This is a genomic window from Roseateles sp., assembly GCF_019237615.1.
Classification (GTDB): domain Bacteria; phylum Pseudomonadota; class Gammaproteobacteria; order Burkholderiales; family Burkholderiaceae_C; genus Pelomonas.
Genome location: NZ_JAFAGT010000069.1, coordinates 1 through 23,206, shown reverse-complemented (window position 1 = coordinate 23,206; position 23,206 = coordinate 1). Strand labels below are relative to the sequence as shown.

The 23,206-nt window shown below is 66.3% G+C and carries 15 protein-coding genes; 3 read left to right on the top strand and 12 right to left on the bottom strand.

The window, feature by feature from the left end; translation table 11 throughout:
- Nucleotides 1-456: 456 nt before the first annotated feature.
- Complete coding sequence (locus JOY88_RS13950; protein ID WP_293503232.1) at nucleotides 457-2,823, top strand: TonB-dependent receptor; 2,367 nt, start codon at nucleotides 457-459, stop codon at nucleotides 2,821-2,823.
- Between the two features lie 310 nt (nucleotides 2,824-3,133).
- Here JOY88_RS13950 and JOY88_RS13945 read toward each other — a convergent pair whose 3' ends face one another.
- The 5 genes from JOY88_RS13945 to JOY88_RS13925 form a co-directional block, all read right to left on the bottom strand.
- Nucleotides 3,134-3,355: a transcriptional repressor gene (locus tag JOY88_RS13945; protein ID WP_524539220.1), complete on the bottom strand. Its 222-nt coding sequence runs from the start codon at nucleotides 3,353-3,355 to the stop codon at nucleotides 3,134-3,136.
- Nucleotides 3,356-3,513: 158 nt separating this feature from the next.
- A complete protein-coding gene (locus tag JOY88_RS13940; RefSeq protein WP_293503231.1) occupies nucleotides 3,514-3,825 on the bottom strand; it encodes a DUF2149 domain-containing protein in 312 nt (103 codons plus the stop codon).
- A 53-nt stretch (nucleotides 3,826-3,878) separates the two neighbouring features.
- Nucleotides 3,879-4,469 (bottom strand): MotA/TolQ/ExbB proton channel family protein, encoded by a 591-nt coding sequence (locus tag JOY88_RS13935; RefSeq protein ID WP_293503230.1) that lies wholly within the window; start codon nucleotides 4,467-4,469, stop codon nucleotides 3,879-3,881.
- A gap of 22 nt (nucleotides 4,470-4,491) precedes the next feature.
- Nucleotides 4,492-5,154: a hypothetical protein gene (locus tag JOY88_RS13930; protein WP_293503229.1), complete on the bottom strand. Its 663-nt coding sequence runs from the start codon at nucleotides 5,152-5,154 to the stop codon at nucleotides 4,492-4,494.
- Nucleotides 5,151-9,944, bottom strand: a complete 4,794-nt coding sequence (locus tag JOY88_RS13925) for a cobaltochelatase subunit CobN (RefSeq protein WP_293503228.1) — start codon at nucleotides 9,942-9,944, stop codon at nucleotides 5,151-5,153. Before JOY88_RS13925 ends, JOY88_RS13930 begins: the two co-directional genes overlap by 4 nt.
- A 53-nt stretch (nucleotides 9,945-9,997) precedes the next feature.
- Here JOY88_RS13925 and JOY88_RS13920 point away from each other — a divergent pair, with 53 nt between their 5' ends.
- A complete protein-coding gene (locus JOY88_RS13920) occupies nucleotides 9,998-12,307 on the top strand; it encodes a TonB-dependent hemoglobin/transferrin/lactoferrin family receptor (RefSeq protein ID WP_293503227.1) in 2,310 nt (769 codons plus the stop codon).
- A 3-nt stretch (nucleotides 12,308-12,310) separates the two neighbouring features.
- Here the strand turns inward: JOY88_RS13920 and JOY88_RS13915 are convergent, their stop codons facing one another.
- The 5 genes from JOY88_RS13915 to JOY88_RS13895 form a co-directional block, all read right to left on the bottom strand.
- Nucleotides 12,311-12,712: a Fur family transcriptional regulator gene (locus tag JOY88_RS13915; RefSeq protein WP_293503226.1), complete on the bottom strand. Its 402-nt coding sequence runs from the start codon at nucleotides 12,710-12,712 to the stop codon at nucleotides 12,311-12,313.
- 400 nt (nucleotides 12,713-13,112) lie between these two features.
- Nucleotides 13,113-15,236, bottom strand: coding sequence for a TonB-dependent receptor (locus JOY88_RS13910; RefSeq protein ID WP_293503225.1), 2,124 nt, complete (start codon nucleotides 15,234-15,236; stop codon nucleotides 13,113-13,115).
- A gap of 100 nt (nucleotides 15,237-15,336) precedes the next feature.
- A complete protein-coding gene (locus JOY88_RS13905) occupies nucleotides 15,337-15,636 on the bottom strand; it encodes a hypothetical protein (RefSeq protein WP_293503224.1) in 300 nt (99 codons plus the stop codon).
- A gap of 366 nt (nucleotides 15,637-16,002) precedes the next feature.
- Nucleotides 16,003-16,752 carry a hypothetical protein gene (locus tag JOY88_RS13900; protein WP_293503223.1) on the bottom strand — a complete coding sequence of 250 codons (750 nt, stop codon included), beginning with the start codon at nucleotides 16,750-16,752 and terminating at the stop codon, nucleotides 16,003-16,005.
- 30 nt (nucleotides 16,753-16,782) lie between these two features.
- Nucleotides 16,783-17,979 (bottom strand): deoxyribonuclease II family protein, encoded by a 1,197-nt coding sequence (locus JOY88_RS13895; protein WP_293503222.1) that lies wholly within the window; start codon nucleotides 17,977-17,979, stop codon nucleotides 16,783-16,785.
- A 503-nt stretch (nucleotides 17,980-18,482) separates the two neighbouring features.
- Between JOY88_RS13895 and JOY88_RS13890 the strand changes: the two genes are divergently transcribed.
- Nucleotides 18,483-19,439 carry a S1/P1 nuclease gene (locus tag JOY88_RS13890; protein ID WP_293503221.1) on the top strand — a complete coding sequence of 319 codons (957 nt, stop codon included), beginning with the start codon at nucleotides 18,483-18,485 and terminating at the stop codon, nucleotides 19,437-19,439.
- A gap of 123 nt (nucleotides 19,440-19,562) precedes the next feature.
- Here the strand turns inward: JOY88_RS13890 and yjjJ are convergent, their stop codons facing one another.
- Together yjjJ and truD are read right to left on the bottom strand one after the other, a co-directional pair.
- Nucleotides 19,563-20,969, bottom strand: coding sequence for a type II toxin-antitoxin system HipA family toxin YjjJ (yjjJ, locus tag JOY88_RS13885; protein ID WP_293503220.1), 1,407 nt, complete (start codon nucleotides 20,967-20,969; stop codon nucleotides 19,563-19,565).
- 620 nt (nucleotides 20,970-21,589) lie between these two features.
- Nucleotides 21,590-22,603, bottom strand: a complete 1,014-nt coding sequence (gene truD / locus JOY88_RS13880) for a tRNA pseudouridine(13) synthase TruD (RefSeq protein ID WP_293503219.1) — start codon at nucleotides 22,601-22,603, stop codon at nucleotides 21,590-21,592.
- Between the last annotated feature and the right edge of the window lie 603 nt (nucleotides 22,604-23,206).

The window sequence follows — 23,206 nt, the reverse complement described above, 5'->3', positions numbered from 1 at the left end:
ACGACCTCCCGGTCGTCCCCCCGAATCCTGCTCCGACACGGACAACCGGCTCGCTAGAGCGCCCGAGGTTGCCTCCGTGGCCGAGCGCCCGAAGCAACTTCATGCTGTTGATCCGCCTCCATCGTGCCTCGGCCGCCTTGCTGCGCAAGCGCCGGGGGCACCCACCAGACGCCGGCCGCGGGGCTGACTCCGCCCCGATGTCTGCCGCCCTCGTTCCACAAGGACCGACTGCCTCACCGTGCGTGAGACCGCTGTCGAGCTCTTGGTGACCTGAGCGCAGCGGCAGCGGGCACCGCCTGCCGTCGATTCGCCGTGCCCCGCCGAGCGTGGCCTGCGAATCGCTCCACGTCCTCTCCCATGCCATTCACGCAATTCAGTTTGCGGAGATTTCCCATGTCTTTCGAATACCGTCTCTCCTCCGCCATCGTCACCGCAACGGCCTGCATCGCGTCGGCCTTGCCGGCGCTGGCACAACAGCAAACGGCACCACCTCCATCCACGCAGAACGCGCGCAGCGCCAGCGCAGGCGAGCGCCCCGATGACAAGCCCGACAACGAAGTCCGCGATCAGCAAACCGCCGCAGTTGACGACGACGCGCAGGCCGCGGCGCCCGTCGCCCTGAAGACCGTCGTCGTCACCGGGGCGAGGAAGCTGGGCGAGGGTACGACGGCACCGGTCGCTCCGGGCCAGTACAGGCTGCGCGCCGAAGACTGGGCCGCAGCGGCGATGCCCGCCGCCAACCCGCTGCTGTTCACGCGGAACCTGCCGGGCGTCACCGTCACCTCTGCCGATGCCTATGGCCTGGACGCGTCGGACGCCTTCATCTTCGTCCGGGGCTTCTTCAACAACGAGCTGGCTTACACCTTCGAGGGCATTCCCCTCAACGACGGCAGTTTCGGCAGCGTCACCGGCAACTCGGTGCTGAGCGTCGGTGTGCCCGACAACATCGGCTCGGTCAAGGTCGCGCCGGGTTCGGCCCGCGTATCGACGTTCTCGAGCACCGCCAGCGGCGGAGAACTGCTGTACGCGCTGACCGATCTCGCCGAAGCGCCGAAGCTCGCTGCCACGGTAGGCCGCGGCAGCCACGACACGCAGCTGTACTCGCTGACTTGGCAATCGGGGCGCATCGGCGAAAGCGGGCCCAGGTTGCTGCTGGGCGTGCAGCAGATATCCAAGGACAAGTACACGGGTCACGGCACGCAACAGTTCCTGCGTGCCAACTTCAAGGCCGTGCAGGACCTGCCCTGGGGCGATGTTTCCATGTTCGTCTCTGCCGCGCGCGCGCAGGTCTGGGGCTACAACAACACCTCGTTCGACATGCTCGACAAGCTCGGCTGGAAGGGCACGGATATCTTCTATCCCGACTACGCCCACGCCTACCATGTCGCGTCGCCCGAGAATGCGCAAGCCTCCTGCGGCGCCTACACCTGCGGCGATCTGGCCAGCCAGGTCCCGTACGACACCGGCCAGGCAACGACCGACCTGATCGGCAACATCGCGCATCGCTTCACGATCTCGAAGTCCTTGTCGGGCAAGCTCATGGTCTATGGCGCGAGCAACCGCAGCGACATCGAGATCTCCGACGTGACGGTGCCCTCGCAAACCGGTGCGCCGTTCTCGTCGCAGGTCTGGCAACCGCGCTCGCATCGCGGCGGTGCGACGGCCGAGCTGACCTACAAGTCCGACCGGCACGATGCGTCCGTGGGCGTGTGGGTCGAGCACGGTTCCAGCAGGTCGGCCGTCAACTGGTACAACCAGCCTGCGCTCGGCACCGGCGCCCCGCTCAAGGCGGTCGGTCCCTACACCACTTACGGCCCGGCGTTTGAGACCGCAAACCTCTCGCGCTGGCACACCTCGTCGACGCAGCTCTACGTCCGCGACGTCGTGACGCTCGGCGATGTCAGCATCGATGCCGGCTTCAAGGCCGTGCGCTTCGTGACGGCGGGCGGCGGTGTCGGTCCCGATCAGGCGCCCACCGGCAAGCTGGGCGTGACGGCGCCCTTCCTGCCCCACCTGGCCGTCGAATGGCGGCCCGCCGCAGGCTCGCTGTTGTTCGTCGATACCGGAGCCAGCACGGTTGCCTACCGCATCTCCCCCCGCGACAACATCGGCCCGGTCAACTCGGCCTGGTCTGCTACCGACCAGGAGACCTTCGACGCCGCCGTCAAGACCCTCAAGCCTGAGAAGACCTGGAACCTCACGCTGGGCGGCTACCAGCGCATGGGCGCCGCCAGGGTGAACGCCGACGTCTATGTCGGCTGGATCCGCAACCGGCTGCTCAACGGAGCCACCGGTCCGCAGTTCGCACCGGTCCGCAGCGTGGGTATCGTGCCGCGCTCGCACGTCGTCGGCGCCGATCTGACCGTCAGCGCCGATCTGCTGTCTTGGCTCACGTTGTCGCAGTCGTGGTCCGTCAGCAGGTTCCGCTACGACAGCTCGCTCGAAGTGCCCGGCGAACCGGTGGACCTGCGCGGCAAGAGCCAGCCCGGCTATCCGGGCCAGTCGTTCATCACGCAGGCCTCGGTCCGGCGGGGCGCCTTCGAGGCGGGCCTGGCCAGCACGCTGTTCAACCGACAACCGTTCACGTACAGCAACGACATCTACGTGCCCACGCAATGGACGGTGAACGCCAACGCGTCCTACAAGCTCGGTGCGTCAGGTGCCATGCCTGAGTTGCAGTTCCGGCTTGATGTGAACAACCTGCTGGACCACCGCAACATCGGATCGGTTGGCATCGGCGGCTACTCGGTGTCGGGCGACTACCAGACGTTCCAGCGTGCAGCACCGCGGCAACTGCTGCTGACGATGTCGGCGTCGTACTGAGCGCCGCAGGGGTAGCCCTGCAAGCGCAGATGGCCGCCTCGGGGCGGCCATCAGACCGGTGCATGGCCGCCCCCTTGCGTCAAAGGCCATAGAGAGCGGCCGCCCCGGCGTCGATCTGTGGCCTCATGCCGGCGCGCCCATCCGTGAGGCGCTGTCAACTGTTTCTTCGCCGGCGGGCCGTGAGAGCACAAGCCATGAAAGACCAGGTCGTGGGCTTGTAGCCGGGAGCTACGCTCGGCCGCGATGGCCTGCTGGCGGCCTCCGATTCCGGGGGGCGCAGAACTCCTTGACCCCGCCGCCGCGTGGCAGATCAAGTGGTCGTGGTGCGCACCTCGTCGAGCTCGAACACGGCTCTGCCGATTTCGAAGTGCGTGCGCAGCAACGGGCCGGCCTGCACGAACTGCACCCGCACGCGGTAGACCGTCGCCAGGCCGGTTTCGGCGCTCTCGTCGAGCAAGGCCTGGTAGACCTTTTGGGCGCGGTGGCCTTGAGGGCTGAAGCGTGGACGCCTGCTGCCCGCCGGGGAGGTCATCGAAGCGTCGACCGGATAGATGTCCGGCCTGGGTCAGCATCGGGGCCGACCCCGGCGACGCGATTGGGGGCGCCTGGCCGCCGCCGGGCCTCAGGATGGCGAGGCGCTCTTGGCCCACGACCGGAAACCTGCCCAGCTTGGCCGTGAAATCCGCTTCATCACCTCGCCGGCAAAGGCGGGCCAGCTTCGGGGACGTAGACAATCTCGCCGCTGTCGAGACGATAGGCGGTGCCCACGCGTTGGCCCTGGCGACTGCTGGCCGTGGCGTCGCCGGCAACGTAACGCGAAACTTTGCCGCCTTCGCGAGTGATGATTTCCATATCCGGGCGGCCCGGATTCTTCACGACGGTGAAGTCCTTGGCCGTCAGCATGTCAGCAATACGCAGGTTGGATACCAGCGCAATCATCAGTGCCAGGGCAAAGACCAGCGCGACGTCGAACAGGTTGATCAGGAAGCCGAGCGGGTCCATGTCGTCACTGTCGGCGCCAATCCCACGGCCGCGTAGCAAGGAGCGGCGCCGGCTCATTGCGCGCCTCGTAGCCGCGCACTGACGAATTCCAGCATCGACAAGTCGTCCAGCGCCCAGCGTTGTGCTGCCTGGTGCAGCAGGAAGCCAATCGCACCGATCACCAGTCCGACCACGGTGGTGGCGAAGGCCACTTCCATCTTGCGCGCCAGTACGGCGATGTCGCCAGCCGCGAGTGCGACCAGGGCGGGTCCGAGCGGGATCAGCGTGCCCATCAGGCCCAGCAAGGGGCCGATGCGCGTCATCGTGCGTAGCAGCGCCAGGCGGCGGTCGATCTGCAACTCGAACCGCGCAACCACGTGGTCATGCCAGGCCTGGTCGCCTGGTGCCTGACACAGGGCGTCAACAGATTGCTGCAGCACATCTGGCTTACGGTGGCCGGCGGGCCGAAGGGCCGTCAGCAGCTCATCGATCCTGACGTCGCCAGCAACGGCGCCACGGCGTGCACGCTGCAGCCGCTCGCCCCATCGCCCATAGGTCTCGCCAAGCATCATCAGGCCGCGCACAAGCAGGTAGAGGATCCCCACCACCACCGGCACCTGCAGTGCGGTGGAGACCCACGAAAGTGCATGTATCAAGGATTCCATCGTCGTTCTCGTTGCTCGTATCTCAATGGCTGGCAATCCGCCAGCGCAACCATCCCGCCGCCGCCAGCGCCGCGGCAATCGCTGCGACCACTGCGAGGCGCTCCCCCCATGGCGGCGTGGGGTCCACACCGGCAGCGAAGGCTGGACGCGCCAGCCACAGGCCAGCCGCCGCCTGCACGCCGTGCAGGGCGACGCGCAAACTGGCGCGCAGCGCCGTGCTGGGCAGCACCTTCCGCACCCCGAGCGCAGCGGCGGTGAAGAGCAGCGCGCATGCACCGCCGAACGGCCACGACAGCACGGCGTAGTCGATGCCGTCGATCGACAGCATCACCAACACCTGCACCAAGAACAGCGTTAGCAGCAGCGACGGGGGCGGCAGCGCACCAAGCGCGCGCCACGCCAAACCCATATCCGCCTGCGCCTGCCGCACCGCCAGGCCGCCGAACAGCAGCGCCTCGGCCAGCAGCAACGCCGCCAAGTCCTGACGTCGCTGAGGAGAGGAAGCCCAGCGCATCGCATCGGCCAAGCTGGTGCGGCTCGCCATGTCGCTCTCGATGATCAGTCCAGCAGCCAGCATTGCGGCCACCGAGATGAGCCATCGACGATGCCAGTCCCCGGCCTGCACTGCCGCGACAGCGGCGCAACAAAGCCCGAGCAACAGCACTACGGCGCTATCGGGGCTCATGTCGGCGCCTCGGTCTGAACGAAGCGACGGCGCAACCACCAGGCGAGTGCAGCCAGGGCAAGCAGCGCGACGGCCACCACCGCGGCGCCGGCACCTCCGAAGCGCGGCAGCAGTCCTCGCGGTGTCTGAGCAGCCGGTTTCGTGTCGGCACGGCCAGCCGTTGCGCCGGCGGCCGACGGTGAATTCTCTTGATGCAGCACCGTCGCCTTCTCGGTCGCGATGGCTGTGCCCTCATTGGCTTGCTGCAGCGCGTCGTCATAGGACGCCCGCGCCTGGGCCGGAAGCTGGCTGGCGATGAAGCGCCGCAGTTCACGGTTGCCGTTGACGAACTCGGTGCCGCTGGCACCGAAACGCGCCACCAGATCGGCGTGCAGCTGAGCGATCGCGTGCAGCCTATCGCTGCCGGGCTGCCAGTAGCCCTTGCGCGCCGTCTCCAGCATCACCGCCGTCATCTCCTGCAGCGCATAGGGGTTCACGCGCTCGAAGAAGGCATGAGCGCCCATGCCGCGTGCGTCGCGCACGTAGGCCTCGTCCAGTGCGTCCCACAGCTCGCCGGGAATGGCTGAAGGCTTCATGACGTTCCAGCCATAGAGGTTGCGGAAGGTTTCTGCGAAAACCTCGGCCGATGAAGCGCCGCCCCGGCTCATGGCTTCGACGTAGGCCGGGTTCAGCAGCGTCGCGCGCGCCTCGACCGCAATGGCGGCCACGGCTTCCCGAACGGTGGGGCGTGATGCGTTGCGATAGTCGTTGAAGTAGGCCGCAGGGTCCTGTCCGGTGACCTCGTGCACGGCAAGATTCAGGCCGCCCATGAACTCGTAGACATGGTCCAGCGAGATCGGTCCCCAGGTGTTGGATTGCAGCGGCTGGACCACCATCTGCGTGCCTGCCAGCGCCGCTTCGAAGGCGCCGGGCTGCGAGGCCCCCCACAGTTCGCCCTCACCGAACGTCGCGTTCATGTTGGCCAGATAGGTGCGTGCGACCTCCGAGCGGTCCTTCCACCGGTCGCCGGCCTCGACCATGCGCATGATGCCGGTGCCGTAGCCGCCGTCGACGCTGCCAAAGACCCTCACGGTGGCGAAACGCCTGGCGTCGGCCGGAGCCGCGCCGCGTTCCTTGAGCTGGCGTTCGACCGACTGCACGCCCTGTGCCACGGCGTTGTCGGCTTCGCGAGCCTGCGCCGCCATCGCCACGGCCTGGTTCACCAGGTACAGGCGCGAAGCGGCCAGGTCGCGCAGCTGCCCTGAGGTCTGGACCACCACGTCGATGCGCGGACGGCCCAGCTCGTCGCGCGGAATCAGCCGCAGCCCCGAGACGCGTCCGAAGGCATCGCGCACGGGCGAGACGCCCAGCAGATACAGGACTTGCGCGAGGCCGGCGCCTTCGGTCTGGATGAAGTCTCCCGCCCACAGCGTGAAGGCCACCTTGGTCGGCCAGGCCCCGCCGTGCGCGGCGCGGTGTTGTGCCAGCAACTGGTCCGCCAGCTTGCGCCCCACGGCCCAGGCCTGCTCGGAGGGCGTCTTCTCGGCGTCGATGGCAAACAGGTTGCGGCCAGTGGGCAGTGCGGCCGGGTTGACGAGTGCATCCCCGCCGGAGGACGGCGAAGTGAATCCGCCCGCCAGCGCGTTCGTGAGCGAGGCCAGTTCGCGCCGTGGACTGTCGGCCAGGAGGCCGCGGTAGCCAGGAATGGCGCGCAGGCGATTCTGCAGGGTCAAGACCGCCTCGGCGAATCGACGCTCGCGGTCGGCGCGGGCTACAGAATCGTGCTCCAGCGCCTGCAGCAACCGGCCGATGCCCGCCGTGGCCGCTTGGCGGCGGCTTTCGTGCTCACCGCTCAAGCCACGGGCGTCGCGCCAGAAGCGCAGCGCCGCCGTCAGTTTTTCCTGCGCGCCGGCGTCGAGGGCGCGAACCTGTCGGACGGCCATCTGGGCATCCGTGTTGGTCTCCGCCAGATCGAGTGCAGGCTCGTGCTGGCGCGCCTGCGCCAGCAGCGCCTCGCGCTGACGTCGCGCCTCGGCGTCGACGTCCGCCTGCAGTGTCGGCTGGGCCATCCAGCCGAGCATGCGCTGGCGCACGGCTTCCGACGCCATGGCGGCCAGCACGGGTCTGACGTCTGCATCGGTCGCTATGTCCAATGCCTCGGCCATCGCCGGTATCGACCGGGAGACGCTACGCGCCGCCTGTAGCGAGTCGGGATCGAGCGTGCGCAGGGCTTGGCGGAGCTTCTGGTCCGAGCGCAGCTCCTCCAGGAACCGGCGCTTCTTAGGATCGGCCAGCGCGCGGGCCAGGTGCCGGCGCAGCGACGCCTCGTCCATTGCTGCCTCCGGTGGGCGCTTGGCCGGTGAGCGTACGTTGCCCAGCGACGCGAAGCCCCGCACCAGCTCGTCATCGCCGGGGCGGCGCTGGGTGGTCTGCCAGGCAAGTGCGCGCCGCAGCTCTTCGGGCCTGACTGCACCCGCCAACACCTGTTCGGGCGGCATGCCGCGCTCGACGTCCGCAATCAGTGCATCTGCACGGGGACGGTAGGTGGCGCTTAACCAAGCCGAGCGATCGAGCCTCTCGCGTGGCACGCTGCCGCGGGCCACGTCCAGCTCCGCCAGCGCCTGCACCAGCGCATCCAGCCCCATCAATCGGGCTGTTGTGTCGATCGCTTGCGGCGCATAGGGGCGTCCCAGCGTGTACAGGCCCGCGGTGATGCGGGCACTTTCCACCGTTTCCATGTGGTCGGCCAGGCGCTCGAGCTGCTCGTCACTCCAAGATCCGCTCGCCTCGAGGCCCATATCGCGGTGCAGCCCGAGCTCGACGGCCTGATGCTGCATGTCCCGTCCATACTGGCTCTTCAGGGCCCCTGTTGCAGCAGCCCAGGTCTGCAGGCCGTCCGCGAGCCGCTTGTAGGCCAGCTGCGCACCGCCTTCGCGCAGCGGCGGCGTCAGATGGGAAACGACGGCGGCATAGCTGCGACGCTTGGCCATCATCGCCTCACCCACATTGGCCATGGTGTACAGGTAGACATGCGGCAGGCCACCGATCAGGGCGTCAGGCCAGTCCTTGTCCGACAGCGCCACCTGCTTGTGCGGCGTGAACTCCAGGCTGCCATGCGTGCCGAAATGCATCACCGCATCGGCACCAAAGACCTCGCGCATCCACAGGTAGGAGGCGACATAGGGCCAAGGTGGTGCCTGGTGCGCACCATGGACGAGCTTGAACGAGTCGTCACCGACGCCAGGCAGCGGCTGCGGCAGCAACACCACATTGCCCAGGGGCACGCGCGCGACAGCCACATGGCTTTCAGTGCTCAAGTAGGCACCCGGTGCGGGGCCGTATTGCTGGATCACTTGTTCGCAAAGCGCTTTCGGCAGCGCCTTGCCACACCAGCCCGCCAGCTGCGTGGCCGAGACCAGCGCAGGTTCGGCCCCCTGCAGGAAGCGGGAGAAGTCACCCTTGGCATAGGGACCTATGTTGGGGCCGCGGCGCTGCAGCAGCTTCTCGAAGGCCTCCTCCGTGGCGGGAAGGCCGTCCACCCGGTAGCCGGCCCGCTTGAGCTCCTGCAATTGCGCATAGAGCGAGGGCGCCACCTCCAGATCGCCGGCCGTCAAGGCACTTTGACCCGGACCCTTGTAGTAGTAGATGGCCAGCTTTTTCTCGGCATTGGGCTTGGCCTTCAGGGCCAGCGTGCGCTGCACCAGGTCGGCGAAGCGGTCGAGCCGTGTGGGCAACGCCCGGAATACTCGCAGGCCGTCGTCGCCGCGGAACTGCGCGGCAATGGCCATCGGCGCCGTCGCACCGTCGATCTCGGGCAACGTGACCGACATGCTCATCAGTCCGCCGTCAAAGCTGCGCTGGTCCGCCTCCCAACGCCCGGCCTCGGAGAACACCGTCAGGGGCGCGAAGAGGGGAACATTGCGGGCCTCCAGCCACTGCCGTGCCTCGTCCGCCTGGCCCAAGGTAAGCCGGCCATGCGGCATGTAGACGACCGCCGCGGGATCCGCAGCCTTCAGGAAGGCCAGCCGCTGGCGCGTCGCCGAGATTGGAATCACCTCGAAGCCACGTGCCTCGAAGGTGCGGATCAGGGCATCCACATGGTCGCGATTGGCATTGAACGGGCCTGGCACGCTGGTCAGGAGCGCCAGCCGTGGGCGACCAGGCCGCCAGCCAGGACGCTGGCGCAGCCACTGCTGGAAGGTGTCGAAGCCAGGAAAGACCGCCTCGTCGCCCAGGTGGAAGAACACGTCCTGCGGTACGGGTTGCGGCGGCCCGACATCGCCGGCGAACAAGGTCTTGCCGTCAAGCGTGCGGCGCGCATAGGAAAGCAGCCTCGCATAGTTGACCGGGCCACCACCGCGCAGATAGCCGGCAACGGCGTCCAGATCTGCGCCCTTGAGCGTGGTCAGGCCGTCGTGCTGGGGATTGGTCGCGCCATCGACATAGACGGGCGTGCCCGCGAGGCCGGTCGAGCGCAGCTGCTGGATCTGCGCGTCGTCCAGTTTGAGTCCACGTCCAAACAGCAGCACAAGGTCGTAGCGTGACGCACGGTCCAGATGGTCAATCGCAAGCAGTTCGACCCGCGCGAATGATGAGGTGCTCGACCTCATCATTCGCGCGATCTGGAACTCCGGATAGTTGACCAGCGCAATGCGCGTGGGAGCGAGCCAGGTCAGCCAGGTTGTCCAGCCTGCGGCCAGGGCAATCATGAGCAGCACACCGGCCAGCAGCTTTTGTCGCCGGGGCCGGCTTGTCATCGAGTAGAGGCGCATATCTCCCGCATCCATTACATGCAACGAATTCAGATTCACGATCTGAGTGTGATGTTATAACATCAAACATTTTTGGAACAACAGGAGATGTCATGTTTCGTTTGAGGCCGCTGCAGGCGGCTGCTCTGGGGGTGCTCGGGGTGGCCGCGAGTTCGATCTCCTGGGCTGAGGAGGGGCAAGGCCCCCAACCGTTGGCAGCTTTCAAGGCATCTCTGGCGGCTGCGCCGGTTGCAGCGCAAGAGCTTCCTTCCGTGGTCGTGACCGCCACCCGCCGCCCCGCTCCAGCACTGACCACACCGACCACCATCAATGTGATCGGCGAGGCGCAGTTGCAGGAACAGTTGGTCACCGACTTCTCGGAGCTGCTGCGCTATGAACCCGGTGTCGCAGTGACCCGCGAGCCGCGGGGGCGTGGCGATGAGGCCGGCATCGAGGTGCGCGGGATCGGCGGCCAGCGGCTGGCGCTGCTGGTCGACGGCGTCAGGTTGCCCGGAGGCTACGCGGCCTCGGGCGCGAACCTGGGCCAGCTCAAGCTCGATCCGTTGTCACTAGGTCGGGCCGAAGTGCTGCGCGGGCCGGCATCCAGCCTTTACGGTAGTGATGCCTTGGCCGGCGTGGTGCTGTTCCGTACGCTGTCGCCACAGGACCTCCTTGACGGCAGCCAGTCGATTGCCGGGTCGGCTTCCGTGGGCTATGACGGTCGCGACGGCGCCCGCTGGTCCCATGCCAACCTGGCGTTCCGTGCCGGCGCCACACAAAACCTTGTGTCGCTGTCGGCGCGCAATGGCCACGAACTGGAGAACCATCCGGACAGTTCGCTTCATCCCAACCCGCAGAGCTCGCAGCTGCGCAACCTGTTGCTCAAGTCGGTGCTTGACGTCTGCTCCGCGCAGGCGTTGACGCTCACCGTCGAGCACTATGAAAATTCGATCGAGACAGATCAGCGCTCGCTGCTCGGTCCGTTGGCGGGCGGCACGACCCTCACCGGAAGCCGTGCCCAGGATGACAGTCAGCGCAACCGGATCGGCTTGGCCTATGACTATGCACCCGATGGCAGGTGGTTCGAACGCTTCTCCGCGCAGATCGACTACCAGCGCAGCACCTCCAGGGAGCGCACCTACGAGAACAGGCAGCCGCCCGGCGCCGCGACCGCCTTGCTGCGTGACGGCCTGCTGTCTCACAGCGAGCCGCAGTGGTCAGGCAACGTCCAGCTCGATGGACGCCTCGACGCGGGGGGCATCACGCACCGCTGGGTGACCGGAGTGGACCTGTTGTCGAAATCGGTGGGTGTGTATAGCGACGCTTCGCAGAAGACAGTGCTTGGCGCGGGCCTGACCAGCGTCATCGACGGCTATGTGTACCCTCGCAAGACCGCTCCCGACACCGATGTGCGCAACGTCGGCCTGTTCGTCCAGGATGAAATGGCCTTTGGGGACGGCCGACTGCGGTTGACGCCCAGCCTGCGTTTTGACAGCTACCGCCTCACACCCAAGCCCGATGCGCTGTTTGCCAATGCCAACGTCGCCAACGCCACGCCGGTTGGGCTGTCGCAGGGGGCATGGACTCCGCGCCTGGGCCTGAGCTACGAGTGGCAGCCCAAGCAGGTTGTCTTTGCCAACTACGTGACGGGCTTTCGCATGCCGACCCATGACCAGCTCAATCGCGTGGGCCAAGTCGCGGTGGCAACTTTCATCCACGACTTCATCCCCAACCCGAATCTCAAGCCTGAACACAGCAAGGGTGTCGAATTCGGACTGCGTGGCATGGCCGGTGCCGGTTCCTATGAGCTGTCGGCGTTCTACAACCGCTACACCGACTTCATCAGCACGGACATGATCGCCTACATCCCCGCGGGTGCGAGCGGCAGCACACGGCCGATACGGCGCTTTCAATCGCGCAACATAGGCGAGGTGGAAATCTACGGCGTCGAGGCGCGGGGGCAACTGCCGATCGGACGCTGGTTGAATGCCGTTGACGCCTGGCGCCTGATCGGCGCGATGCAATGGTCGATCGGCAATGACAGGAGCAGCGGCCAGCCGATCAACAGCATCCAGCCCGCCCGTCTGATCGCGGGACTTCGTTGGGACGAGCGCGGCGGTCGTTTCGGCGGACAGCTGATCGGCAATATCGTGGATGCCAAGACACGGGTCAACCGGGCGCTCGCGCAGACCGGCTCGACCATGCCTGTGCCGCTGACCACGGCTGGCTACGGCACCGCGGATCTCACGGCTTACTGGCGGCTGGGCAAGCAAGCCACGCTGAATGCGGCGGTCTACAACCTCTTCGACCGACAGTATTTCGACTGGTCCGCAGTGAGTTCGCTGACCGCCAATGATGCCCGTCTGTCGGCCTATACCGCGCCCGGCAGAACCATATCCGCGAGCCTCAAGGTCGACTTCTGACGATTACTGCGGCGCCTCGCAGCGGGCGCAGGTGCCATGCAGTTCGATCGCCGCATGGCCCGGTCTGAAGCCGTGGTCGTTCGACCAGTTCTTGAGGCGCCGCTCGATGGTCACATCGGAGAACTCGTCCACATGGCCGCAGCTGTCACAGATCGCAAAGGCGAGCAGACCATGCTTGTGGTCATGGGGATGGGCGCAGGCGACGAAGGAGTTCAGGCTCTCGAGGCGGTGGACCAGTCCGTACTCGACGAGCTTGTCCAGCGCGCGATAGACCTGCTGCGGCGCGCGCAGCCCTTCCCCGCGCAGCTGGTCCAGCAAGTCGTAGGCGCTGGCCGGCCCAACCCCATGCGTGAGGGCATTGAACACCAGCGTTTGATGCTTCGTCAGCTCGGGCGCGTGTGACATGTCCAGCTCCAGGATCTGTTGTACCGGATGAATGTAATGTTGTAACGGTCACAGTCTATCGCTTCCGGGGAACTCTTGCGGGCCAGTCGCAGGTGGGGCTGCACATGCGCGGCCTAACCACCCTTGCCGCACAGGGCACTCGACGGATGCGCAGCCTGTGGCAACGCTCGGCAAGGGAGAGTGATCGAAGGAATCCGGACGCCGTTCAGCCCTATGGCCAGATGCCGCTGCAGATAGGACGGGAGGGGCCGGCATACCCGATCGCCGCTATCGGGACCGCGGTGGACGGCACTTTGGATCTCTCCCGCCCGGCCCGGCCCGGTCACGCCCGCTTGTCGACGCCGGGACCAAGGGTGCGGCCCGCCCATCCACTGCGTTGTCGCCTGCACCAAGGTACGCCTCAGAAAGGCTTCGTTACCGTCATGTAGACCCCGCGCCGCGCCCCGAACTGTGGCGCGCTGACGCCGATGCCCGATCCGTCTCGGATCTGGTAGGTCCGGTCGAACAGGTTCACCACCGAGAGACGCGCGTCGAACTTTCCGAGTCCGTTGCCAAGGTTGAAACTCTTGGCTGCCGCCACATCGACGCTGGCATAGCCGGGCAGGTGGCTGGTGTTGACAAAGCCGTTGCGCAGCCCGCTGCCGAACAGGGCGTCCGCACTCAGGGTGAGGTCGCCGTCCAGGTGCCAGGCCACGCCGGCCGAGGCGCTGAGCTTTTGCTCATGGTCCAGATGCACCCAGTGCGACTGGATGTAGTCCTGCTCCTCCTGACCGAAGTTGAACTGGCCGGTCTCGATGCCACGGCCTCGCGCGTGGGTGAAGCCCAGGTTCAGGTAGCTGGACCAGCGCTTGTCCTTGTAGCTCGCGCTCAGCTCTGCGCCGTAGATGCGTCCCTGCTCGTAGTTGAAGGCCGAGAAGATCAGGGCGTTGCCGAACTGCCCCTCGTCCTGCAGATGCCGGACCTGGCGGTAGTAGCCATCAATGCCAATGGTCAGCTGCGGCGTGACCTGCCAGGCGGCGCCGACGTCGTAGTAGTTGGAACGCTCGGAGCGCACGGCTGTGTTCGCATCGGACGGCAGGGCGTTTGTCGTGCCCAGGAACTTGGCGACCGTGGTGGTGTCGATCTTCTCGGTCGGCGGCGGCGTGAAGTAGCGGGCATAACCGGCATGCAGGCGCACCGTCTTGCTCAGGTCGTAGACCAGGCCCAGCCGGGGGCTCCACTGGCTTTCGCTGACCACGGTGTGCACCCGGTCGTAGCGCAGGCCGTAGTTGACCACCAGGCCGCTGGCCGGCTTCCATTCATCCTGCAGATAGATTCCCGCCAGGTGGCCATCGATCCGGCTGTTGTCCTGGATGAGGAGCGGGACGTTGCTGGTTTGGTTGCCGTCGCTGTCCGCGGGGAAGACGGTCGCGCCGTTGTCCACGCGGAAGCGCTCCCGCTGGCCGAACAGACCGGCGCGCAGGGTGTGGGCCGAGTTCAGCCGCCAGCTCAGGTCGGCTTGCACGCCGGCGGCGTCGTTGCGGCGCAGGATGTCGGCCGCGATGCCGTTGTACTGGAGGTCGCCCACCGCGTCGGGGTGGTAGCGTACGTCGGTGCTGCGCTGGAACAGCGACACTTGGTAGTCCACGTTGGGTCCCAGGACGCTCTGGTAGGACAGCACGGCGAAGCGGTTGCGTTCTTGCTGATGAGCGTCCAGGGTGGCTGAGTCCTTGGGCGGCGTATTGACCAGATCGAAGTTGGGCGTCTGGCCGGGCGCGTCGGGGATCTGGAAGCGGTTGTTGGTGATGCCAAAGAGCAGGCTGACCCGGCTGTCGGCGTCGAGTACGTAGGACAGGTTGCCAAAGCCCTTGCCCTGCTGGGTCCTGTCGTGCAGGGGGGTGCGGCTGGAGGTCGGGTTCTCCAGTCCCACGCCGTCGCGCAACCAGGATCCCGTCAAGAAGTAGCTGAACGCACCCCGCGAGCCTGCCAGGTCGGCGGCGACCTCGCCGTGGCCCCGTGTGCCACCTGTCACGCTGATGCTGCCGCCGTGATCGGGCACTTCGCCGCGTGTCTGAATATCCACCACGGCGGCGGTGCGGTAGCCGTACTGGGCAGGCAGGGCGCCGGTGAGGACGCTGATGCGATCCGCGAAGCGGGTCTCCAGGGCCTGGCCGAAGCCGCTGATGGCCTCGGGAATGATCACGCCGTTGATGCGGTACTGCACATTGGCATGGTCGCCACGGATGTGCAGCTGGCCGAACGAGTCCTGCACCACGCCAGGCGTCTGCAGGATCACCTGGTTCAGCGGCGTGGCCTCGCCTCGCGGCAGGCTGAGCAGGTCCTGCCGCTCCAGTCGGTAGACGCTGCTGCCGGTATCGGGCGAGAGGCCGTTGCGGGCGGCGTCGAGCCGCTGGCGGGCACCGGAGACTTCCACGACCGGGAGCTGTTGGAGGTCGGCAGCGACGGGGGGAGGCTCTGCGGGGCTGAGGACGGGATAGGCGAGCGTGATCGAAAGCGCCAGTCGGCGCAGGGTGGGAGCGGGCATGGGACCCCCTGTCTGAACGGGTGCGGCGTCGCGCGGCGGCGCCAGGCACGCCGCCCGCGCGGCGCGTCGCAGCTGCGCGAAGGGCGTGGACGGACCTAGTTCAGGCCAGCAGGGGAGGGCCGCGGTTGCGAAGGCCCGGAAGATCCAGGCTGCGCCGGACGGGCTTGACGGTGGCCGGCGGCGCGAACGACAGCGCAAACAGCGCCATCGCCACCATCCCGGGACCGGCGGCAAGCGATTCGACATGGGCGAAGAGCTGGCACAGCTGGCAGGCCTGGCGCGGCGCGCGATCGCTCTGATGCGTGGCGTCCGCATCCGAGAGGCTGTGTTCCAGCTGGTGCAGCGCTGCCGCCTGCTGGGTCAGGACCAGTGCGATCCCGAACAGCCAGCCCAGCAGCAACTTGCTCCACGGCCGTGAGGCACGGAGGCTGCGTAGGGCGGACGGGCGAGACGGCATGGTCCAACGGGGAGCCTTTGAATTATCTGCGCTGTGATCGATGGGGCGCCTTAGTCATTGCTGGCGACCCGGCCTTCTCGAGAGGCCAGGCTCTTCTTGGCGACTGTTGATGCAGTGCAGGCGACGCCTCGCTTGGCGTGATGCCCCGGACAGAGTAGCCCTGGCGGCTTGCCAGGCTTGCATGCTGCCATGCCGGTCAGATCATCGGGTCGTCGTTGTTGACGCTGGCCTGGGTGGACGGCATAGAAAACCCTGTCGCAGATTGCCGGGAGGGCCGTGTGGCTGTGATGACCTGGCGCCGGGCCGTTGTCAGACCCGCGGCACCGCCTTGTTGACGAGATAGCCCGCGTGGCTGATACCCAGCAATGCAACGGTGCTGTCGTCGAGCACCGGAAAGTCGGTGATGCCATCGGGTTGGGCGTACTTGAAGGTGCGCCACAGTGCAAAGCAGTAGGCCGCGACGATGGCGATCGTGAAGAACAGCATCTGCACCTTGGCGAGGTCCACGTGAGCACCGTTGCTGGTTTCGTCGCCGGTGACCATGTCGGACCAGCGGGCCAGGGCGGGATCGATGTTGCCCAGCACCTGCCCCTCAACCTTGTCGCTGCCGGCCGGCCGCCTCTCGAGTTCCAGGGTGCGCTCCAACGCCTTCTCGTCGGCGGGCTTGTCCTTCTTCGACGCCAGCAGCAGCGGCGTTCCCACGAGGGAAGTGGTGCTGATGCCCATGGCCAGCCAGAGCTCCTTGGGGATGCCGATCGCGAGCGGCTCATCGACGCCGATGTAGACGTTGTAGAGCGCCGCCATGAGGTAGGCCGACAGCACGACCACAGTCCACAGCGTCATCTGGAACCGCGACAAGCTGATGACGTTGCGGTCATCGATCAGGATGCCGCTCCAGCGCCCGACTATGGATCTGCCGGCGATGGCAACGAAGCAGAGCATCAGCACGGCTATCGCGCCCCATGCGAGCCGGTAGCTGTGCTGCGCGACGCCGACCCAGCCGGCGACGGGGATGGCCGCGGCCGACAGGATGGCGGCGCCGCTGTAACCCTTGGACATAGGACCTCCCTTGCGCCCGGGCGGCGCTGTTCATTGACCGATCACGGGTGCGCTCTTGCCGTCGAGCAGTTCCGACACGCTCGTCCACAGCGCCTGGTTGTCCACGATGAAGAACAACCCCCCTCGACCGTTCTGGCTGCGTCCGCAGTTGGAATCGGAGATCGTGCCCTGCTGGTTCATGTCGCCGAAGATGACGAAATGGTTGTCGCCCGTCGTCGAAACACCGACCTTGGCGTGGTTGAAGTCGGGGCCCGCGCCACCCTTGAGACCGAAGCTCGTGCCCTGCCAGCCGCCGGAGGTCGCGATTTGCACGGCACCGGGCTTGGACAGGCTGGCATCCCAGCAATCGATGGGTGTGGATGACTTTGTGGAGCCGATGGCCGGGTTGGCCCACCAGGAGGCGACGCGCAGCGACACCTGGCCCAGCTGCGACGACACCAGTTGCCACGGCGGTACATGCAGTCGCGACGGCTTTGACAGCAGGCCGACGCCCGACGAGAGCTGGGTCTTGAAGATCTTGGTGCTCGTGGATCTCACGCCCAATGAGTTGACGGCGTCCTGGATGTCCTTGGGGCCACCGTTGTTCACGAGCTGCCGGTTCTTCGGGTCGGTGACGACGCTCGAGTTCCCCAGCGCGCGCAGCACCTGCAGCACGTCCGCTGCGCTCAATCGCACGGAGAAGAAGGCCTGGCTGACGAGCACGTTGTTGGGGCGCGCAATGCAGCCCAGCGTGTTGCCGCTCGATGTCCGCGGGGATGCCTCGCTGGCGGCGCCGGGCCAGGACGGAGTGGTGACCTGGACGAGCAGGCCGCTGCCGTCGGCGCCCCAGGCCAGCACGCCCTTGGAATGCCCCCAGGGAGCGGAGCAGGAGTCTGCGCAGCCTCCAATGGAGGGGTCCTGGTAGAACTGGTCGTTCCAGACGACATAGAAGACCTTGCTCCTGATGACTTCGCCGAAGGTGGCGCCGACAGGGTCGGCATCCGTCTCGCCAACGCAGGTGCTGCCCATCTCGAGCTTGGGGTTGGCGTTGCTCGCGAAGACGAAGGTTTGACCGCGTGTGGCGTTCGACGGTTCTCCGCCGAACGGGCACAGCGTGTTCTCGCCGCCTGGGCAAGCCGGGAAGGACTTGGCGTTGAACTTGAAGACGAACCACCAGTCCACCGGCTTGCCGTCCTGGACCTGCGGCACCGGCGCCGTTTGCGCCATGGCCTGCATCGGAGTGGCCATGCACAGTGCCACGACGCCGCAGGCCCATGCCGCCGGCCGAATCAACTGAATCCGCTGGAATCGCACGACACCCTCCGAGGCATGCGCCCTATGGCAAGGCTCCGCCGTTGTCGGGGAGCGGCGGGCAGGAGTGAACTAACCCCGATTTCGTACGCTAACGGTTCGCCGGTGCACTGGCACCCGCAATGTTGGGGGCGAAGCCGGCGACGTCGCGCTCAACGGTGTGGCGTGCTCCCAGGGGCTTGCGCAGCTGTTCGCCCGCCTTGGTCCTGTGGCGGGCCGAGAGTTCACGGATCCCGCCTCGGTGACATGCGGATCGAGGGCGGCCAGGGCTCGGGGGAGCCGTCGCAGATGATCTGGCCCCCCCTGTCCGGCTTTACCGGCGTTCCCGGCAGTCCCAGGATGTCTCGGGCGGGTCGGCGCCCGAACTCCACAATTCTGTGGACGCGAACGCAGTGATCTCTTCGTAGGATTTGTCGTCGACCAATGCGGAGGGCATAGCCATGCACTGCAAACTGGGTTCCCTGGTGCTCTGTGCGGCTGCGTTGGGCTGCATGCCATCGGCTCAGGCCTGGAACAAGGCGGGGCACATGACTTCAGCGGCAATCGCCTACGACGACCTGAAGGCTCGCTCTCCCTCGACGGTCGCGAGGATCGTTGCCGCCCTGAAGCTGCATCCACAGTACGACCAACGATGGCGTGCGGACGTCGAGGCGGCCGGCCTGTCCGAAGACGATGCCAACCGCAGGCTGTTCATGCTGGCTGCGCGGTGGCCGGACGATGTCCGCGGTGACCACGATTTCGATCGGCCTGAAGATCACTTCATCGACCTGGCATACAAGCCGCCCGGGCAGCCGTCCTCGGTGAAGGTCACACAGCCCGGTCCGGAGAATCTCGTCACCGCCTATGCCGAGCATGTGTCGACCCTGCTGAACTCCACGGACGAAGGCGATCGCGCGGTCGCGCTCTGCTGGCTCTTCCATTTGACCGGCGACGTCCACCAGCCGCTGCATTCGGTCAGCCTGTTCACGACGCAGTACCCCACGGTCGAAGGCGATCGCGGCGGCACGCGCTTCTACATTCGCGTCACGCCGGACTCGTCCACGATTTCCCTGCATGCGTTCTGGGACAACCTGATCCTCGGCTCTGAGCGGTATCAGGTTGTCGCCAATCGGGCGACAGGCCTGCGCAATCGAGCTGGCTTGAGCCGCGCTGATCTTCCCGAGCTTGCCGAGCGGCCATTCAGCCCCAATGCGGCCATGTCATGGGCCAGGGACGAAAGCCTCGTCGTGGCCAAGAGCGTGGTCTATCTGAATGGCAAGCTCAAGGGAAGCAGTAGCAAGTCAAATGGAAAGTCGCTGCCCGACGACTACGTCGGCAAAGCACAGGATGCGGCCGAAAGAAGGATGGTCCTGGCAGGGTACAGGCTGTCCGATGCCATGGCGACGCTGCTGCCCTGAGTAGGGGCAAAGGACGCGGCAGGGTCTGTAGCCATCGCTGACAGACCGCCCGTCAGGCTGGTTGACGCAGTTTGGGTCGCTTATGAGCGCATTGCCGGCGGCGGCGTCGTATTGGGCCGGGCGTCATGCCCGCCGACGCGCGTCTGCCACGAGGTCGGCATTGCGCTCGCAGATCTTGCGGAACGAAGCGGAGATGCGCGGGTCATCCGCGGCCCGTCGCCAGAAGCTCATCGCGGCGCTCGCCGCCTCGCTCCAGGTGTCGCGCTGACCCGGCAGCGGCAGTTGCGGTGTGAACGTCACGTCGGGCAGTTCGACGCCTACCTGGGGACGGTAGGCCATGGGCAGCATGTCGTAGACCGGCGCCAGACGAAGGGGGGTGCCCGTCCGGGCTCCGGGCCGGAATGACAGGTTGCCATCGTGCATGTCTGTGTTGCCGATCAGGCGGCCGAAGAAGACCAGTCGCTCGACCGCTCGTACGGATTCGGTGTCGATCAGTCTCTCGCCTGCCAACGCGGTCGCACCCTCGACCCAGGAGCGGCCGTGCAGGCCGAACCAGTCGGCATTGATCGCTGCCCAGGAACACAGGCCCGAGCGCCCCGGCATGCTGTGGCGGTCGAAACGCTCGACCTCCAGGAAGGTGCGATGGCCGGCCTGCAGGATCCGGCTCCTGGCGCCCTCCAGCCCTTCCAGGGTCGACACGATCTCCGAGGCCAGTTGCTCGCATGTCAGCAGGTCCGACCAGCGCTGTGTTCCCGGGGAGCCGTCTGATCCGGAAAACTTGACCAGCACATGTGCCGGCACGCCGCCGAGCGTTCGCGCGGCGCCGAACTTCGGAAACTCGCCGCCGGCGGACGAGCCTTGATGACCCAGTGACATGGCGTGCGCCGCAAGCTCGACATAAGCCGGCGCCTCTTCGCCCTCGGCGATGGGCTCCCGGGCCGGCCCACGGTTTTGCGCGGCCTGCCACAGCCGCAGGGCGGCCTCTCCGATGATGAGGTTGCCGGGTTGATCCGCACCCAGCATTGAGAGTGCATGGAGTGTGTCGTCGTCGCTCCAGTCGACGGGGTCTTCGCTGACCTGCAGCATGGCGGCGTTGGCGCGCGCGAACTGCCTGCCGAGGAAGCCCTGGGGGCGCATGTCCTGAAGGAAGTAGGGCACGCCTTCGAACCAGCCGTCCTGCATGCGGGTGCCTCGCTGGACCAGCGGCCATTCGAAATCATCCAGGTGACCAGTCAGCTCGAGCAGCGTGCCATGCGGGTGGGCCAGGTGCATCAGGCCGACCTGATCGGCCCGGCCCGCCGCGTCCACGGCATACAAAGGCAGCGGCGCCATGCTGCCGCGCAGCGGTCGGCGCAAGGCGTAGGCGCTACGACGTGCGCGACCGATGCCCAGCACCTCGCCCCTCGGCACGGCGCGCACTGCCCGCATCAGCGTCGCAGGACTCACACCCAGCGCTGTGCGCAACTGCTCGGCAGTCAGCAGATGGCGCCGGCGCAGCAGCTGTATCAGTTCGTCGGCGACTGATGGCATGAAACGATTAATGGTTCAAATGTGTGTGAACTCTACATCGGCGCTTCAGGTTTTGTGGTGTTTCAGCGAAATCATTTATGAAATGATTTGTTGGGTGAAAAGCGTGGGTGCTGAGCAGCGAGGCTCGCCGCGAGCCGGCGTGGATTTGATGTGCTGTGAAGATGAGGCACATGTTCCTGCCTGGCTCCAGGAGCCTGGCTATCGGCGAGGCGCCGCCTGCCATGATCCGGCTGGTAAGGACGCGCGGCTGGCATCTGGACCGCTGTCCCCCACACCAACTGCTCGGTCGCATCGCGCTGGGCTATTGGCCTCAAGCGATTGCTCCCGATCGAACTTGCCCGATGTCTCTCGATGCGCTGCAACCAGTAGCTTGGTCAGCCGAATCGCCGGAAGCAGACGCCCTGAGCGCTTGCCGAGCGGCGCGGACAGCCCCCGTGGACACCCTCGCCGCGATTGGGCAGAGGGAGGGTCCTCATGGTCGACAACGCGGCCGACGCCTTCGACCCAGTCAAGCCACCCGCTGAATCAGGCGTGAACACGTGCCGACGGGAAGGCGGCCGGACGGAAAACGGTGTGCCAGGAACAGGGGCTGCCCCCTTCGGCCCGAGGCGAGGACACCGTCATTCGACAGCCGCAGATTCGTTCTCTGTGTGCCGCTCAGGCTCCGTGGCGCGGAGGATTTCGTTCAGAACGGAAGTGGCGTAATTCCCGGCGGGCAAAGAGAACGTGAGCACCAGTTGGTTGGCTTGCGGCCATTCCCATGACATGTCCGCCGGACTCGCCACCAGGGCGCGGCGCTCCTGATCCAGGCCGGCGTGCTCCATGCCGTCGCACAAGGTGGCGTGACGTTCAGCCACTCCGTTTTCCAGAGCCTGCGCTTGATCGGTGGCGGTCACGCGGCCCCGTCCCCAGAGTGGTCCGGTGGGCCGGCCCGCCTCGTCCATCACGTCACCGGGCAGGGACTTGCCCCAGAGTCCCTGCTGAATTCGCAGCGCCAGCACTTCATTGAAGACGAAGGAGCGCGCCGCTGACAGATAGATGCCCTTCTTCTTCGGGTTGCGCACGCGGATTTCGCGCGCCAGCATGGCCCGGCCCTGCTCGACGTTGCCGCCGTCGCGTCCGAAACGCTGAGCGCCGAAGTAGTTGGGCACGCCGCGTGACGCGACAGCCTCAAGATTGGCCTCAATGGCGTCGCGGTCGCCGGTCACGTCACGCAGCACGATGCGGAACCGGTTGCCCTGCAGATCACCGGGGCGCAGCTTTTTCACGTGGCGGCTCTGATTCAGCACCTTGAATTCCGGATGCTGAAGCTGGGTCAGGTCGGGCGTCTCGCCCTTCGGCAGGTAGATGCTGAACCACTGACGGGTGATGGCGTAGCGGTCCTTGAGGCCGGCGTAGCCCACGTCCCATTCCTGCACGCTGGCGGCTTTGGCCAGTTGCTGGGCGACGAAGGCGGTGTTGGCTCCGTTCTTTTCGATGTCCAGCCAGATGTGTTCGCCCTCACCTGAGGGCAGCTGCAGCGGCAGTTCGGTCACGATGAAATCCTCGTTGAGGAGTTTCAGGGTCGCGCTGGCACCGCTGGCCGGATAAGCGTTGGGCCATTGCGGCAAGGTCGTGTATTGAGCGTCGGTCATGAGTGGTCTGACGGCACCAGCTGTAGATAGGGAAAATCCGTCTATCCGACCAGGGGCAGTCCAAGCTTTGATTCTCTCCCGACCCACATGCCTGAACGAGCGTCGACCGGTGCGCCTTCAATGCGGACCGTCGTGCGCAACGACAGGCGGCTTCCGTGCGGCGACGTCAATTCACGGTCCCGGCCAGGATTCGGACTGACGCTTGGTATCGTGGTGACGCGTGAAGGCGGAATACGACCATAGCGCGGGAGTCGAGAAAGACAGCCCACCGGATGCCGCCGGCCCCGTCCGCGCACATAGAGCGACAGCTTCTTTAAGGGGGCAAGTCGTTGACCAAGATGAAAACAATCGCTCTGATCCTCCTTGCCTTGCTGGCTGTCAAGTCAGAGGCGCATGTGTTGAGCCTCCCTGGTTGCGAGGATCGAAGGACAACTATTGAGTCGGCCCTGCAAAATCCGTTTTCTCCATCGAGCCCGCGAACGGCGCTCTCGCTGTAACGGCTGGCGGCGTCGGCGCGTCGGCGTGCGAGTCGGCTTAGGCTTGAGCCGGCGAGCCTCCTGAGGCGTCCAATGGCGCCCACGGGGTGCGTGTGAGCGACAACGC